Origin of the sequence: Aquimarina muelleri DSM 19832, from assembly GCF_000430665.1 — a bacterium.
Classification (GTDB): domain Bacteria; phylum Bacteroidota; class Bacteroidia; order Flavobacteriales; family Flavobacteriaceae; genus Aquimarina; species Aquimarina muelleri.
The window spans coordinates 138,421-155,563 of record NZ_AUML01000001.1 but is presented as its reverse complement, the minus strand read 5'-3'; the positions used below and the strand labels follow the sequence as shown (position 1 = coordinate 155,563).

Genomic DNA, 17,143 nt, shown 5'->3' with positions numbered 1-17,143 from the left:
CTTAGTTTTGATTTTATTAACCAATATTTAATTTTAAACAAAATCATGGCAATTACCAAACAATATTTAAAGTCAAAACCTATTTGCAAAGTTACTTTTATCGTCCCTGCTAAAGGTGCTAACTCGGTTAGTGTAGCTGGAGAGTTTAATGAGTGGAATACTAAAGCAACTGTTTTAAAAAAATTAAAGAATGGCGATTTTAAAGGAACCCTCGATCTCCCTAAGAACACTAATTTCGAGTTTAAATATGTAGTAGATGGAGAGTGGACTAATGAAAAAGAGGCCGACGGATATCGATGGAATGATCATGCCGCCACAGACAATAGTTTATTGATAATATAAAACTATCAACATCAACAAAGGTGTTGCGAAGTATTAATCGACTACCTCAACACCTTTCCAAAAAGCTACATATCCTTTGATTTGTTTAGCAAGATCACTTGTCTCTGGATAAAACCATGCTGCGTCTGGATTTTCTTTTCCGTCTACCTGTATGGTATAATAAGAAGCTACTCCTTTCCACGGACATTTTGTATGTGTGTTACTAGATTTAAAAAACTCTTTTTTTATAGTTTCTGGAGGAAAATAGTGGTTGTTTTCTATCACTTTGGTATTATTACTTTCTGCTATTACCTCACCGTTCCAAATTGCTTTCATTTTTCTTTTTTTTACTTTGTTTTTAATTATTTAACCTTAGAAATTAAATAATTCTTATAATCTTTATTCTTATCAGAAAAAGACTTCTCTATTTTTAAACCAGATTCTTTTGCTAGCCACTTTACAATATCATCATCATACTTTTGAGAGATTTCAGTATGAATACTTTCCCAAGCTTCAAAATAAATCTGTAATGACAAACCATTAATATCTACTGTTTGTTTTTCTTTACTTATAAGATAACTTTTAGCCGTTCCGCTTTCTGGATCGTATGTTTCCCAATGTATAAACTTATCTAAATTAAAATTAGCATCAAGTTCTTTGTTAATTCTCGCTAAAATATTTTTATTAAAAGCTGCAGTTACTCCGGATTTGTCGTTATACGCATCTAAAACTTTCTGTGGATGCTTTTTTTGATCAAATCCCATAAAAAGAAGGTCATCGTTATGCATTGCATTGCATAATTTTTTCAAAAACTGAATAGCTCTTGGATGCAATAGGTTGCCAATATTAGACCCAAGTACCATAATCACCTTTTTACGATCGCTCATTTGTTTTAAACGATCTAAAACCTCAAAATACTCTCCTATTTGTCCTTGAACAGCAACATTAGGCATCTCTAGATTTAAGTCTTTCACCAATCCTTCAATTGCATTCTCACTTATATCAATTGGGTTATACGTAAAGTTATGTTCTTTTTGAAGCAACTCTTCTAATAATAATTTTGTTTTTTTTCCATCACCTGCTCCTAATTCGATAAGATCAAAACCTTCATTTTTTGCATCGAAATGATGAATTATATTTGCTTTATGAGTTTTAAAAATTTCGTATTCTGCTCTAGTAAGATAATATTCTGGCAATGCCATTATCTGCTGAAAAAGCTCGTCCCCAACCTCATCATAAAAGAACTTAGAGGATAAATATTTTGGAAATGCAGTTAAACCTTCATTTACTTCTTTTACAAAGGAAGAAACTAAAACTTTTTGATCTTTAGAATTCATGTGAAAATAAGTTTATATATCCTTTACCAATCGCAATCCTGTAAATTGCCATCTAAGGTGTGGGTGAAAAAAATTACGATACGTCGCTCTAGTATGATTTTGAGGTGTAGCAACCGATCCTCCTCTAAGCACTTTTTGATTAACCATGAATTTGCCATTATACTCTCCTAGTGCTCCAGGAGCTTTTTTATAATTAGGATAAGGCGAATAAGCGCTTTCTGTCCACTCCCATCTCTCTCCCCACTTAAAAAAAGATTGTGCTATTTCCCATTCAAACTCGGTTGGCAAGCGTTCTCCTTTCCACTGTGAAAAAGCAAAAGCTTCATAATATGACAAATGAGTTACTGGTGCTTTAGTGTTTAAAGGTACTAAACCTTGTAAAGTATATTGATAGTATTTTTTATCTATTTTATACCAATATAAGGGAGTCTTAATTTTTTCTTTCTGTATCCAATCCCACCCTTCTGCGTGCCAAAGTAAACTATCTTTATACCCATCATTTTCTATAAACTCCAAATATTCTTTATTTGTCACTAGTTTATTTGAAATAGCATACTCTTTCAGAAACACCTTATGTTTGCCATATTCATTATCATAACAAAAATCGTTTCCAGAATAGCCGATTTCGTAAACTCCTTCATTTACCGTACTATAACTCTGAATTTCTTCGAAAACTGAATTTTCTATAAAAGTATCATTATACTTAGGAAATAAAGGGTTATTACCTAATATATATTTTATATCTGTAAGTAATAATTCTTGATGTTGCTTTTCATGATGAATACCAATCTCTACCAATTTCCTTATTTTGGGGTCTTGATTTTTTTCTAAAAAAAACTGTAAATTCGAGGTAACATAATCTCTGTATTTATACACTTCTTTTACAGTAGGTCTGGAAAGATTTCCTCTATTAGTACGTATTACTCGTTTCCCTACACTCTCATAATAACTATTAAAAACATATGCGTACTCTGGATGAAAACGTTTATAGCCTTGTGCGTGTTTAGATAAAATAAATTCTTCAAAAAACCATGTAGTATGCCCAAGATGCCATTTTGGTGGTGATACATCTACTATTGGCTGAACTACATAATCCTCTATTTGGAGAGGACTGCAAATCTTTTCAGTATCTGATCTGGTTTTTAACAAAGAGGTACGCAAATTATCTGTAATGGTCATAAAAAAAAGTGTATACGACTTACGTATACACTCAAATTTACTGTTTTTTATAATTCTACATCCTTTAACAAGGGTTAATCCAATGTTAAAATTAAGATATTTTGGCTTTAATTGTTATTTTGGCTTTATAAAAGTAATTGGCACAACATAAGCTACAGCGATAGGTTTTTCACCCCATTTACCTGGATCCATCTTTGGTATTGCTCTAATTATCCTGATTGCTTCTCTTTGTAAATATCTATGTCCTCCATCTACTTCGAGCACTTCTACTTTTCCTTTTTTGTTGATAATAAACTCTACAGTGACTGTACCACTTAGCCCTTCGCTTAGGGCAAGATCTGGATATTCAAAATTATGAATGATATGATCTCTTAACTTTTGATCAAAACATTGTGCTGGAGTCTGCCTAGATCGGTCACATTTAGGCCACATTGGCGTAATTCCTTTTTCGTTAGCATTCTCTTGTGATAAAATTATTGAATCTTGGGAAAAGGATAATCCTGTAAGAAACAAGGTAAATATTAGTAATGTTTTCTTCATATTAGTTCTTTTAAATTTGGGCCTAAACTGCAACCACTCCCTTTATGTGAGGGTGTGATTTATAGTCTTTTAACTTAAAGTCATCAAAAACAAAGCCAAAAATATTTTTTACTTCTGGGTTGAGTATCATTTTAGGTAATTCATGAGGTTCTCTGGACAACTGAAGCTTTAATTGCTCTACATGATTATTATATATATGTGCATCTCCGAAGGTATGAATAAATTCTCCTACTTCATAACCACAAACTTGTGCCATCATCATCGTAAAAAGTGCATAAGATGCTATATTAAAAGGTACTCCTAAAAAAACATCAGCACTTCGCTGGTATAATTGGCAAGATAGTTTACCGTCTGCAACATAAAACTGAAAAAATGCGTGACAAGGTGGCAATGCTACTTTACCATTTTGTACATTTTCTGAAAAAGATTTAGATGTATCTGGTAATACACTTGGGTTCCATGCAGACACTAACATACGTCGACTATCTGGGGTTTTTTTTAGTGTCTCGACTATTTCTTGAATTTGATCAATTTCATTATCATTCCAATTACGCCATTGATGACCATACACTGGACCTAAATCTCCATTTTTATCTGCCCAATCATTCCAGATACGCACTCCATTTTCTTGCAAATAGCTAATATTGGTATCTCCTTTCAAAAACCATAGCAATTCATGAACTATCGATTTTACGTGTAATTTTTTTGTGGTAACCAAAGGGAAACCTTCACTAAGATCAAAACGCATTTGATAGCCAAAAACACTTTTAGTTCCTGTTCCAGTTCGATCTCCTTTTTCATTTCCATTATCTAATACATAACGTACAAGGTCAAGATATTGCTTCATTCTCCTTTACTCCTTCTTATTAAAATTCGTCATCAAAATATATTCAAATATACAAAAAATCAGAAACGAGTCAGCTTTCAACTTTTTGATTATCGGATAGTTGTTCAATAGTTTTCAACAATAACGTTAAATTTATGTTATCCTATGATCATTCCTGCAATAGTAGCAGACAAAAGAGAGGCTATTGTTCCTCCTATTAAAGCTCTCATTCCAAACTCCGATAATGTTTTTCTTTGGCCTGGAGCAAGCGAACCTATACCTCCTATTTGTATACCTATAGATGCAAAGTTTGCAAAACCACAAAGCATATAAGTCGCCATAATTACAGATTTATTATATGTAAAATGCAATACATTGGAAGGGTTTTTTAAATCTGCTAGTTGTATATATCCAACAAATTCGCTAGCCGCTAATTTAATCCCTAACAATTGTCCCATAAGCATCATATCTTCTTTTGCTACCCCAATTAACCACATTAAAGGCGCAAATACAGTTCCTAAAATTGCTTCTAAAGAAAACTTGTTATATGGTGTGTGATTCGCAAGAAATTGATCTAAACCCGTTAACTCTCCAAACTTACCAAAACAAAAATTAATCATAGCAATAAATGCTATAAAGACAAGTAGCATTGCACCAACATTAGCTGCTAACTTAAGTCCTTCTGTAGTTCCATTTGCTATAGCATCCAAAATATTAGATCCAATCTTATCTGTAGAAACTTTTACGTCTGTATCTATTGGTTCTTGCTGTGGATACAGTAATTTAGAAACTACAATAGCTCCTGGCGCGGCCATTACAGATGCTGCCAACAAATGTTTTGCAAACTCTAATCTTAGAACAGGATCTTCACCTCCTAGAAACCCTATATATGCTGCCAAAACACCTCCTGCAACGGTTGCCATCCCCCCTATCATTACTAATAGAATCTCAGAACGAGTCATTCTTTCTAAATAAGCTTTTATCATTAAAGGCGCTTCTGTTTGACCTAAAAATATATTTCCAGCAACGCTTAAACTTTCTGCTCCTGAAATTCCCATTAACTTAGTCAATATCCAAGCCATACCTTTTACTACAATTTGAATGACTCCTAAATAAAATAAAACAGAAGTCAACGCCGAAAAGAATATGATCGTTGGTAATACCTGAAACAAGAATATAAATCCAAAACTATCAACGTTCATCATATCTCCCAACAAAAATTCACTTCCTGCTCTTGTAAAATCTAAAATTAAAACAAAAATCTTGCCTACTAGCTCAAAAGCTTTTTGAACAAAACTCACCTTTAACACTCCAAAAGCCAGAAATAACTGAGCCCCTAGACCTATCCCAACAGTTTTCCAATTAATAGCTTTTTTATTTGTACTAAATAGGTATGCAATAATCAAAAGAACCATCATACCTAAAACACCACGCCATAAACTATTTAAAGAAAATCCTTGATTTGGCACTATCTGCTCTCCTTTATTCAGCAACTCTACAGGGGCTTCTTTTTGTACTATAAGAGCATATGAAATTCCTTTTTTAGAAACCACCAAAGTAGAATCTGTTACACTAGTAATTCTATACCGTATTAATGAGTCCTGAGCGGTTTCAGGAAAAAATAACAGAATATTATTTTGTTGCAGATAATCACCTTGAAGCATCTTAGAACCTCCTTCAAAAGAGTAAGAAAATTGTCCCTGATCTAGCTTAAGATAATCTCCTTTTTCTACATTAAAAGCTTCTTCTGAAGCTCCTTTAATTTCGTCTAAAATCCATTTTTTCTCTATAGATTGTGCAATTATTATATTAAGAGCAAACAGAGAAAAAAGAAAAGTAAGTAATCCTTTCTTCATAAAAATTACGTGATTTAAAAAATGCATTAGATCTTTAATACCGATTTGTGCAACTAACTTCTTTTAGAAATTTCATCACGAATTCTGGCAGCCAGCTCATAATCCTCATTATCAACAGCTTGACCAAGCATTCGATTAAGCTCATCTATAGACAGATCTTTGTAACTAGTTTCTGTCCCTACCATTTCAACATCATCCGATACTAGCTCATCTACCAAAAGACTATCAGAATCAGTTTCATCGTCTTTTTTTGGATTAACTTTAAGATATATACCTGCTTGATCCAAAATGTTTTTGTATGTAAAAATAGGAGCTTGAAAACGTAATGCTAACGCGATAGCATCGCTTGTTCTGGCATCAATAATTTCTTCTATTTTATCCCTTTCACAAATAATACTAGAATAAAAAACACCATCTACAAGCTTATGAATAATCACTTGTTTTACAACGATTTCAAATCGATCTGCGAAGTTTTTAAAAAGATCATGGGTTAGTGGCCTTGGAGGTTTAATTTCCTTTTCCAAAGCAATAGCTATAGATTGCGCTTCAAAAGCACCTATAACTATTGGTAATTTTCTTTCTCCATCCACCTCGCTTAAAATTAGCGCATATGCGCCATTTTGGGTTTGACTGTAAGATATTCCTTTTATGTTCAGTCGAACTAAACTCATAATTATTTATCAATAAAAAAAAGGCTGTTTGAACATGCGGACTTTTACATAAGTTCAAACAGCCCCTAATTGGGCACAATTTATGAAAATTATGCGTTATTCGTCTTAAATTCCTTTAATTTTTCTATAAGCTTTGGAACTACCTCAAAAGCATCTCCCACTATCCCGTAATCTGCAGCCTTAAAAAAAGGTGCTTCAGAATCATTATTAATAACTACTTTTACTTTACTTGCATTAATTCCTGCTAAGTGCTGAATAGCTCCTGAAACTCCAATAGCAATATACAAATTAGAAGCAACTGGTTTTCCTGTTTGACCAACATGTTCTGAGTGCGGCCTCCAGCCCATATCACTAACAGGTTTAGAGCAAGCTGTAGCTGCTCCAAGAACATCTGCTAATTCCTCTATCATACCCCAGTTTTCGGGTCCTTTTAACCCTCGCCCTCCTGAGACTACAATTTCTGCATCTGCAATAGAAACCTTATCTACAGCTTTATCCACAGACTTTATTTCTACTGTAAAATCAGCATCCGAAAGAGATGGATCAAATACCTCTGTAGTTGCAGACCCAGGATTCTCTTTGAGACCAAAAGCGTTATTAGACAATCCTATAATTTTTACCTCTGTACTTACTTCTGTTATATTAAAAGCTTTATTTGTAAATGCGGTACGTTTTACCGTAAAAGGAGATATATTTTCTGGCAAGGCCACTACATTAGAAACATACCCTGCATTAAGGGTAACTGCTAACAAGGGGGACAAAAATTTACTATCTGCACTAGAACTTACAACAATTACCTTAGCTTCTTCTTGCTCCGCTGCTTGTTTTATAATATCTGCATATGCCTTTGCATTAAAAGCAGATAATTTATCATTTTTTACAGCCAAAACCTTATCCACACCATAAGTTGCTAACTCGCTATCATCTACTGCATTAACACTTATAGCAGTTACTGTAGTACCAAGCATAGCAGCAACTTCTTTAGCATAAGAAGCAACTTCGAAGGCTGCTTTTTTAAATTTTCCACCTTCACTTTCTGTATATACTAAAACTGACATATATTTTATATTTTTTGTACTGATTTTATTTTCAGCATTATTTTAGAATTTATTTTTGAACCTTATTAAATAACTTTAGCTTCGTTGTGTAACAACTCTACCAACTGCCCTACATTTTCAGGATCTATTAATGTTACTTCTCCTTTTGGTGTAGGTTTTTTAAAATTAACAACTTTTGTTCCTTGACTTGCTTCAATTGGTTCTATTACCGTAAGTGGTTTTTTACGAGCCATCATTATCCCCCGCATATTTGGAATACGCAAATCACTTTCTTCAACCAGTCCTTTTTGTCCTCCTATAACTAGTGGCAACTTAGCAATAGAAGTTTCTTTTCCTCCATCTATCTCTCTAACAACAGTTGCTGTATCTCCCTCTATCTCTATACCGATACAGGTATTTACGAAATTAGCCTCGATAAGTGCGGCTACCATCCCAGGAACCATCCCTCCATTATAATCGATAGATTCTCTTCCTGCTATTACAAGATCATACCCTCCATCTTGTACAACTTTCGCTAATTGCTTAGCTACATAAAATCCATCTGTAGCTTCTGCATTAATCCTTATAGCATTATCTGCTCCAATAGCAAGAGCTTTACGTAAAGTAGGTTCTGTTTCAGAACTACCAACATTTACAACATCTACAGATGCTCCTTGCTTTTCTTTAAACCACATAGCCCGAGTTAATCCAAATTCATCATTAGGGTTAATAACAAACTGCACTCCATTAGTGTCAAATTTAGTATCACCATCTGTAAAGTTAATTTTGGAAGTTGTGTCTGGCACATGGCTAATACAAACTAATATTTTCATTTTATATAGGTGTTTTTTTGAGAATTTAATAATAAAAGCGAATGTACAAATAAAAAGTCTAATTTACTATGCGTGCATAGTAAATTTTTTACTGTTACATCCTATCAAAAAGGTTTTAATTGCTACTTTTGCCTTCGCTATTAGCATAAAGTATTTTTTTGCTAAAGAAAAGAAAAATAATACATATTTTTATTATTTCCTATTACGACTAAAAAAACAATTAAATGAAAATCATACAATTCAGAGAAGCAATTTGCGAAGCAATGAGTGAAGAAATGCGAAGAGATGAGTCTATATATTTAATGGGCGAAGAGGTTGCAGAGTATAATGGCGCTTACAAAGCGAGTAAAGGTATGCTGGATGAGTTTGGTCCAGATCGAGTTATAGACACACCTATCTCTGAGTTAGGTTTTTCAGGTATTGGCGTAGGTAGCGCTATGAATGGGAACAGGCCTATAATAGAGTTTATGACATTTAACTTTTCTTTGGTCGGCATAGATCAAATTATCAATAATGCTGCAAAAATGCGCCAAATGAGCGGTGGACAATTTAATATCCCTATTGTTTTTAGAGGCCCCACAGCTTCTGCTGGTCAATTAGGAGCTACACATTCACAAGCTTTTGAAAACTGGTTTGCAAATACTCCTGGTTTAAAAGTAGTCATCCCATCTAATCCAAAAGATGCAAAAGGTCTATTAAAATCTGCTATTAGAGATAATGATCCTGTTATTTTTATGGAGAGCGAGCAAATGTATGGAGATAAAGGTGAAGTTCCAGAAGGCGAGTTCACCATCCCTCTTGGTGTTGCTGAAATCAAAAGAGACGGTACGGATGTTACTATTGTTTCTTTTGGAAAAATCATCAAAGAGGCTTACAAAGCTGCCGATGAGCTTGCTAAAGAAAATATATCTTGTGAGATAATAGACTTAAGGACAGTTCGCCCTTTGGATTTAGATTCTATTTTTACTTCTGTAAAAAAGACTAACCGATTAGTTATTCTGGAAGAAGCTTGGCCTCTCGCCAATATCTCTTCTGAAATAACATACCAAGTACAATCTGAAATTTTTGATTATCTGGACGCTCCTATTATAAAAATCAATACAGCAGACACTCCTACTCCATACTCTCCTGAATTATTAGAAGAATGGCTACCAAATAGTAAGGATGTTATTAAAGCTGTAAAAAAAGTAATGTATAAATAAGAAGAAATCTTTTTATTTACACATTACTTCATTTTCTAGAATACCATTAATTAAAAAAATGAATACAAGTTGTGGCGACTTAATAATTATCACAAATAACAATCTTAATAGCTTTAGATGAAACATTTCATTTTAGGAGTACTTATTACCATATTTGGCTTTACTTTCACTTATTCACAGACCAAAATTAGTGGCCAAGTATATGATAATTTTAACCAACCAGTGCCATTTGCTAATATTGTATTTGTAAATTCTACTATAGGTACAATTACTGATGAGAATGGTAGATTCTACATGGAAGCAGACAAAAAGTATTCTAGTATTAAAGTTTCTTTTATTGGTTTTCAGACAAAAACCATAAAATTAACTGGTAGCGTAACTTATAATATGGAAATCATCCTAGAGGAAGAAGCTTCTACACTAGATGAAGTTGTTATTTATAAAGGCAAAACCTCTAAAAAAAATAATCCTGCTATTGATATCCTAAGAAAGATATGGAAGAATCGTAGAGAAAATGGAGTTAAAAAATTCAAACAATACACCTATAACAAATATGAGAAATTAGAATTTGACCTAAATACTATTGATAGTGCTTTAATAAATAGTAGAATTTTTAATGGTATGGAATTCATTTTTGATGATATCGATACATCAAGAGTAACTGGTAAAACATATTTACCAATCTTTCTAAATGAAGCTCTTTCAAACGTTTATGGTGATAACACAATAAAAGAATACAAAGAAGTTCTTAAAGGAAATAAAAATGCTGGATTTAGTGATAATCAAACTTTAATTGCTTTTGTTAAAGACCTTTATTCTGACTATGATATTTATGAAAATTATTTAAAATTTTTTGACAAAAGTTTTACCAGTCCATTATCTCGAACAGGCGTTAGCGTATATAATTACATTCTTACCGACAGTGCATATGTTGACAACAAGTGGTGCTATAACATAATTTATTACCCCAGAAGAAAAAATGAATTAACTTTTAAAGGAGATTTTTGGGTAAATGACACTACTTGGGCTATTAAAGAAATAAACTTAGAAGTAACTAAAAGCGCAAACATAAACTGGGTAAAAGACCTTTATATAGAACAAGAATTTGATGTATTAAATGATTCTATTTTTCTAATCACTAAGGATTATTTTCAATCTGATTTTGCTTTTAGTAAAAAAGAAAAATCCAGAGGTATTTACGGCAAAAGAACTACCTTATATGACAATTATAAATTTGATATAAAAAAAGACAAAAAATTCTATCAAAGTCAAGTAGACCCCTATGACCAAGATATTTATAATCGGGCTGATTCTTTTTGGGATGCTGCCAGAATGGAAGTTTTAAACAAAGATGAACAAAAAGTATATAAACTACTAGACACCCTTAAAACTGTAAAAGCTTTTAAACGGCTTTATAATATTGGCACTATACTAGCTACAGGGTATATCGAGTTTAATGGCTTCGATTTTGGACCTCTATTTTCTACCGTTGGATATAATGATATTGAAGGTTGGAGATTACGAGCAGGAGGACGAACTTATTTTACCGCCAATGATCGATGGAGAATTGAAGGTTATGGAGCCTATGGTTTTAAAGACAATAAATTTAAATACGGTTTATCTGGTAAATATCTAGTAGATAGAAAATCTAGGCTTATTGTTTCGGCAGGAAATCGAAGAGATGTAGAACAATTAGGAGCCAGCTTAACAAACACAAATGATGTAGAAGGTAGAAGCTTGGCTTCATCCTCTATTATATCTACAGGGGATAACGACAGATTAACCTCCATTAATTTATCGGCTGTCGCTATGCAATTAGAACCCAGAAAAAACTTAACTATTGGGATTACTGGATCTTTTAGAACTTTAAAACCAGCAGATCAATCCCTATTTAGTTTAGATTTTAATGATCCAGAAACAAATGTTCTTAAAACAAAAATTAAGCAAACTGAAATAGCAACTACAATTGCTTATTTTCCTGGACGAAAAACTGCAGGGTACGGTGTAGACAGAACAATAGTTAATTCAGGAAATCATGCAACTCTATTTCTTAATTACGGAGTAGGGATAAAAGATATTATCGAAAGTGATTTCGATTATCAAAAAATACAGTTCTTATATCAACAACCCTGGAACATTGGAGGTTTCGGGCAATTAAACAGCACCCTCGAAGTGGGTAAAACCTTTGGAGACGTACCCCTTGGTTTATTAAGTGTAATACCAGGAAATCAAACATATATTTCTATTCACAACACTTTTCCTTTATTAAATTTTTATGAGTTTGTAACAGATACTTATGCAACCTTACATCTGGAACATAATTTTAATGGAAGAATATTTTCAAGAATACCTTTACTAAGAAAATTAAACCTACGAGAGTTGGTTGGATTTAGATCTGCATGGGGGGATTTATCTAATGCTAATAAATTATTAAGTAGCCCTTCAGGAGAATTTCTAATAGCTCCTAAAGACAAAGCTTACTGGGAATATAGCTTAGGAGTCGGTAATATTTTTAAAGTGTTTAGAGTTGATTTTCATTTTAGAGGAAATTATTTTGAAAACCCTGATGCTCGTAAATTCGGAGTTACTGGATCTTTTGGATTTCATTTCTAAATGTTCTTTGGGCAAAAGCTAAAATTAAAAAACAACAACTTTAAATTCATAAATATAGTTTTATACCATCTTTTTTTATCTATTTGTTATCGAAACCTTTATAGATTATCTTAACATTAAAATTTATATAAAACTTAATATTTTACCATAATAAATTTTAACCAACCTCTTGTAATCCCTATATTTGCTGCCATTAAAAAAAGAGAATAAAATTATGAGCGCAGCCACTCGCGAAAGCTTTGATGTACTTATTGAAATCCCTAAAGGAAGTAGAAATAAGTATGAATACGATTTTGATATAAAAAAAATTAGATACGATCGCATGATCTTTTCATCCATGATGTATCCTGCAGACTACGGTTTCATTCCTGAAACCCTTGCATTGGATGGTGATCCACTAGATGTTTTAGTTTTAGTTACCGAACCAACTTTCCCTGGTTGTGTAATGGAAGTAAAACCAATTGGTGTATTCCATATGGCTGATGAAAAAGGGCCTGATGAAAAAGTTATATGTGTACCCGTTTCAGATCCTATAGCTTGTCGAATTAATGACCTTAAGGAACTAAACCCACATTTGATAAAAGAAATAGAACACTTTTTTCAAGTATACAAAGATTTAGAAAAGAAAAAAGTTGATGTTGGTGGATGGGGCAATGTTGATGAAGCTAAAGAAATCATCAAAGCATGTGTAAAACGTTTTGAAGATCTAGAAAATAAACCAAATGGACTATTTAGCATTTACTAACTGCCTCTTTCAAGAGCATAAAAAAATCGCAATATTTTTATATAAAATATTGCGATTTTTTTATGCTCTTGAAACACTAAAGTAAGGCTTTAGTTTATAATAGCGTTAATAATTTTATCAAAACTCAGCACATTCCCTTCCCAAAAGAAAAGATTTAGAGCAGGATAAACACCTTGGAATAATTAAATGTATATTTTTCACAACTATCAACGCTATTATAAACTAGAACCTAATAAATTTACGTACGTTTTTTTAAATATTTTTTTTTCATAATCTAACTTAGATTATGAAAAAAAATATTTACTATATAAAAAAGAGGTTATCTTTTCTGATAACCTCTTTCCATACATTAATTCTTATTCAACTCTATCTTGGTCTTCTTCCTAAACTCTCTAATACAATAACATCAACAGTTCCTGATATTATCATATCATTTCCTGTTATATTATTCGCACCTGCAACAGTCATAGTAAAAGTATATTTTAGATTATTAGTCATCTCATCAAAACTATATTCTGTTATACTAAAATTAGACACACTAGTATTAGAATCCGCATATCCAGCAGATATTTCAAAATACTTTAAATCATCTGAAATAATAGAATAGCCATTAAAATTTACGAAAAAACCAAAGTTTTGGGTCGATAAGCCCGCATCGTTAACAGTTAAATTAAGCCTAACCGAACTATTATCATGAGAGTCAGGGGAATTCACAAATCGTACGACTGAATAATTCACATTAGGATCATTAAATTCCACATCATTATTACCTGACTCATTGTGAGTAAATTTCAATTCGCCAGCATGAGTAAAATCGACATCATCTGATCTTGTTCCTGAAATATTCAACGTTACAGCTCCATATTTGGTTAACTCCTCAAAACCTACTCCATTTGCTCCATTTGCTCCATTTATACCATTCTCACCACTTACACCATCAACTCCAGCCTGTCCATCAATTCCATTCACTCCATCTTCGCCTTCGCAACTAACAATAAACATTCCAAAAAAACCGATCAAAACAGCTTTACTTACAATTTTCAAATAACTTTTTTTCATAATTTTCAATATTAATTTAAACTTATAATTAAGATGTACAAAACATCATTTTTACTCACAATTTTCAATATACTTTTAGATACAATCGTCTCGTCTCATCGAATATTAGAAACACTCCAAAAAAACCTATATTCTTATTTGGCCACATCCAATTTTTTTCGATATTCATCAAGTATATCATTAAACTTTTTTCAGACAATATTTCTTCTATTTCGAAAAAAAATATTGTTTAATAATTTTTATTATCACAAAAAGTTCTATTCGTTTTTATTTTTAAACATTGACAAAACTATACGATTAATTCAATAGCCAGCACCCTATAAACAGTGTATTTTTCAAATATCTCACCGTAATGATTAATCGTAATTATTTGCTATTCAACTATCTTTTTCTTGTTTAGGGTATTTTTACTACTTTTAGATACTAATTAACTTAAACACACACTGAATGGGATCAAATATGATTTATATGCCAATTGTATTGGCATTACTAGGGCTAGTTTACATGCTAATCAAAAAATCTTGGGTAATGAAACAAGATGCAGGCGATGGCAAAATGAAAGAAATTTCAGATCATATTTACGAAGGCGCCTTAGCTTTCTTAAATGCAGAATATAAATTACTAGCAATATTTGTCGTAATAGTAAGCATCTTATTATTTATTGTTTCTTTAATAGTCGACACCACACACTGGCTAATTGTGATTGCTTTTATTTTTGGAGCTATATTCTCTGCTTTTGCAGGAAACATAGGCATGAAAATAGCTACCAAAACAAATGTTAGAACTACTCAAGCAGCTCGTACTAGCTTACCAAATGCACTTAAAATATCTTTTGGTGGAGGCACCGTAATGGGACTTGGTGTAGCAGGACTAGCGGTATTGGGGTTAACTGCTTTCTTTATTATATTTTACAATGTATTTATGGGAGGCGAATGGACTTCTACAGATAAAATGACCGTGGTTTTAGAAACCTTAGCAGGATTTTCTTTAGGAGCAGAATCTATTGCTTTATTTGCTCGTGTTGGTGGGGGTATTTACACTAAAGCCGCAGACGTAGGTGCTGATCTTGTAGGCAAAGTAGAAGCAGGTATTCCTGAGGACGACCCACGTAACCCTGCTACTATAGCTGATAATGTAGGAGATAATGTAGGAGATGTAGCTGGTATGGGAGCCGATTTGTTTGGGTCTTATGTAGCAACTGTACTTGCCGCTATGGTACTAGGTAACTATGTAATTAAAGACATGGGAGGTGCGATTACAGATGTTTTTGGAGGTATTGGACCAATCTTATTACCAATGTCTATTGCTGGTGTAGGTATTATCATTTCAGTAATAGGCACTATGCTTGTTAAAATCAAAAGTAACGATGCCAAAGAAGCTCAAGTAATGGGAGCACTTAACATTGGTAACTGGACATCTATTATTTTAGTAGCAGCATCTTGTTTTGTACTATGCAAATGGATGCTTCCTGAAACTATGAAAATGGAATTCTTTGGTGAGGGTCTTATAGAAATTTCGTCAATGCGCGTATTTTATGCAACTTTAGTTGGATTAGCTGTGGGAGCATTAATTTCTTCTGTAACTGAGTATTATACTGGATTAGGCAAGTCACCTATTCTTAAAATTGTACAACAATCCAGTACTGGTGCAGGAACAAACATTATTGCTGGTTTAGCTACAGGGATGATTTCTACATTTCCATCTGTTTTATTATTTGCTGGAGCTATCTGGGCATCTTATGCCTTTGCAGGTTTTTACGGAGTTGCATTAGCAGCATCTGCTATGATGGCTACAACAGCTATGCAGTTAGCGATTGATGCTTTTGGACCGATATCTGATAACGCTGGAGGAATTGCAGAGATGAGCGAACAAGAACCAATAGTAAGAGAACGTACCGATATATTAGATTCTGTAGGAAACACAACAGCGGCGACAGGAAAAGGATTTGCTATCGCTTCTGCAGCTTTAACATCTTTAGCTTTATTTGCTGCTTATGTTACCTTCACAGGAATTGATGGGATTAATATTTTCAAAGCTCCCGTATTAGCAATGTTATTTGTCGGAGGCATGGTACCAGTGGTATTCTCTGCATTAGCGATGAATGCTGTAGGAAAAGCAGCTATGGAAATGGTACAAGAAGTACGTCGACAGTTCAAAGAAATTCCAGGAATCATGGAAGGAACAGGTAAACCCGAATACGATAAATGTGTAGCTATTTCTACAAAAGCGTCCTTAAAAGAAATGATGTTACCTGGTTTATTAACTATTGGATTTCCTTTAGTAATCGCTTTCGTTCCAATGATTTTTGGAATGGATACTAAAGCTATTGCTGAAATGCTTGGAGGATATATGGCTGGAGTTACGGTAAGCGGTGTATTATGGGCTATTTTTCAAAACAATGCTGGTGGAGCTTGGGACAACGCCAAAAAATCATTCGAAGCAGGTGTCGAAATCAATGGAGAGATGACATACAAAGGTTCTGATGCTCATAAAGCTGCCGTTACAGGAGATACTGTTGGTGATCCTTTTAAAGACACATCTGGCCCATCAATGAATATTTTAATTAAACTAACCTGTTTAATAGGTCTTGTAATTGCCCCTATTTTAGGCGGAAATCACTCAGAAACTATAGTTGCCGCTAATAATACTTCAAAAGTAATAGAGTACACTGATGATTCTTCTAAAAATAAAGTAGAAGTTAGTATGAACGTAGAAAATGACCTAGCAATTGCTACTGTGACTACTCAGACTTTAGAGAACGGAAAAATAAAACGCAAAACACAAGAATTAAGAGGCTCCGAATCTGAAGTAAAAGCTGAAATCGAAGCTATTAAAATTTTAATAAAATAAAAATATTAAATTTACTTTATAATCAACCTCCCTCTTTGAGCGAGGTTGATTATTTTTATGCAAAACTGTTTTTA

At 33.1% G+C, this 17,143-nt stretch carries 15 protein-coding genes; 5 read left to right on the top strand and 10 right to left on the bottom strand.

What is annotated here, in order from left to right; all coding sequences use genetic code 11:
- Nucleotides 1–45: 45 nt before the first annotated feature.
- Nucleotides 46–342, top strand: coding sequence for an isoamylase early set domain-containing protein (locus H527_RS0100710; RefSeq protein WP_027410926.1), 297 nt, complete (start codon nucleotides 46–48; stop codon nucleotides 340–342).
- A 33-nt stretch (nucleotides 343–375) separates the two neighbouring features.
- Here the strand turns inward: H527_RS0100710 and H527_RS0100705 are convergent, their stop codons facing one another.
- The 9 genes from H527_RS0100705 to H527_RS0100665 form a co-directional block, all read right to left on the bottom strand.
- Complete coding sequence (locus H527_RS0100705) at nucleotides 376–657, bottom strand: DUF427 domain-containing protein (RefSeq protein WP_027410925.1); 282 nt, start codon at nucleotides 655–657, stop codon at nucleotides 376–378.
- Between the two features lie 26 nt (nucleotides 658–683).
- Nucleotides 684–1,658: an L-histidine N(alpha)-methyltransferase gene (locus H527_RS0100700; protein ID WP_027410924.1), complete on the bottom strand. Its 975-nt coding sequence runs from the start codon at nucleotides 1,656–1,658 to the stop codon at nucleotides 684–686.
- A 12-nt stretch (nucleotides 1,659–1,670) separates the two neighbouring features.
- Nucleotides 1,671–2,837 carry an ergothioneine biosynthesis protein EgtB gene (gene egtB / locus H527_RS0100695; RefSeq protein WP_027410923.1) on the bottom strand — a complete coding sequence of 389 codons (1,167 nt, stop codon included), beginning with the start codon at nucleotides 2,835–2,837 and terminating at the stop codon, nucleotides 1,671–1,673.
- A gap of 114 nt (nucleotides 2,838–2,951) precedes the next feature.
- Nucleotides 2,952–3,377, bottom strand: coding sequence for an energy transducer TonB (locus H527_RS0100690; protein WP_027410922.1), 426 nt, complete (start codon nucleotides 3,375–3,377; stop codon nucleotides 2,952–2,954).
- Between the two features lie 22 nt (nucleotides 3,378–3,399).
- A complete protein-coding gene (locus tag H527_RS0100685; protein ID WP_027410921.1) occupies nucleotides 3,400–4,224 on the bottom strand; it encodes a thymidylate synthase in 825 nt (274 codons plus the stop codon).
- A 137-nt stretch (nucleotides 4,225–4,361) separates the two neighbouring features.
- The gene (locus H527_RS0100680) at nucleotides 4,362–6,059 is read right to left on the bottom strand and encodes a NupC/NupG family nucleoside CNT transporter (protein ID WP_027410920.1); all 1,698 of its coding nucleotides are present in this window, start codon (nucleotides 6,057–6,059) and stop codon (nucleotides 4,362–4,364) included.
- Nucleotides 6,060–6,112: 53 nt separating this feature from the next.
- Nucleotides 6,113–6,730 carry a bifunctional nuclease family protein gene (locus H527_RS0100675; protein WP_027410919.1) on the bottom strand — a complete coding sequence of 206 codons (618 nt, stop codon included), beginning with the start codon at nucleotides 6,728–6,730 and terminating at the stop codon, nucleotides 6,113–6,115.
- Between the two features lie 89 nt (nucleotides 6,731–6,819).
- On the bottom strand, nucleotides 6,820–7,788 hold the full coding sequence (locus H527_RS0100670; protein WP_027410918.1) for an electron transfer flavoprotein subunit alpha/FixB family protein: 969 nt from the start codon (nucleotides 7,786–7,788) through the stop codon (nucleotides 6,820–6,822).
- Between the two features lie 65 nt (nucleotides 7,789–7,853).
- Nucleotides 7,854–8,600, bottom strand: coding sequence for an electron transfer flavoprotein subunit beta/FixA family protein (locus H527_RS0100665; protein WP_027410917.1), 747 nt, complete (start codon nucleotides 8,598–8,600; stop codon nucleotides 7,854–7,856).
- Between the two features lie 224 nt (nucleotides 8,601–8,824).
- On the opposite strand from H527_RS0100665, the gene H527_RS0100660 reads away from it, so the two are divergent.
- The 3 genes from H527_RS0100660 (at nucleotide 8,825) to H527_RS0100650 (ending at nucleotide 13,160) form a co-directional block, all read left to right on the top strand.
- Nucleotides 8,825–9,802 (top strand): pyruvate dehydrogenase complex E1 component subunit beta, encoded by a 978-nt coding sequence (locus H527_RS0100660; protein ID WP_027410916.1) that lies wholly within the window; start codon nucleotides 8,825–8,827, stop codon nucleotides 9,800–9,802.
- Nucleotides 9,803–9,919: 117 nt separating this feature from the next.
- Nucleotides 9,920–12,415 (top strand): DUF5686 and carboxypeptidase-like regulatory domain-containing protein, encoded by a 2,496-nt coding sequence (locus tag H527_RS0100655; protein ID WP_027410915.1) that lies wholly within the window; start codon nucleotides 9,920–9,922, stop codon nucleotides 12,413–12,415.
- Between the two features lie 214 nt (nucleotides 12,416–12,629).
- Nucleotides 12,630–13,160 (top strand): inorganic diphosphatase, encoded by a 531-nt coding sequence (locus H527_RS0100650; RefSeq protein WP_027410914.1) that lies wholly within the window; start codon nucleotides 12,630–12,632, stop codon nucleotides 13,158–13,160.
- A gap of 366 nt (nucleotides 13,161–13,526) precedes the next feature.
- Here the strand turns inward: H527_RS0100650 and H527_RS0100645 are convergent, their stop codons facing one another.
- Nucleotides 13,527–14,219 (bottom strand): hypothetical protein, encoded by a 693-nt coding sequence (locus tag H527_RS0100645; protein ID WP_027410913.1) that lies wholly within the window; start codon nucleotides 14,217–14,219, stop codon nucleotides 13,527–13,529.
- A 447-nt stretch (nucleotides 14,220–14,666) separates the two neighbouring features.
- On the opposite strand from H527_RS0100645, the gene H527_RS0100640 reads away from it, so the two are divergent.
- Nucleotides 14,667–17,069 (top strand): sodium-translocating pyrophosphatase, encoded by a 2,403-nt coding sequence (locus H527_RS0100640; RefSeq protein WP_027410912.1) that lies wholly within the window; start codon nucleotides 14,667–14,669, stop codon nucleotides 17,067–17,069.
- The last annotated feature ends 74 nt before the right edge of the window (nucleotides 17,070–17,143 follow it).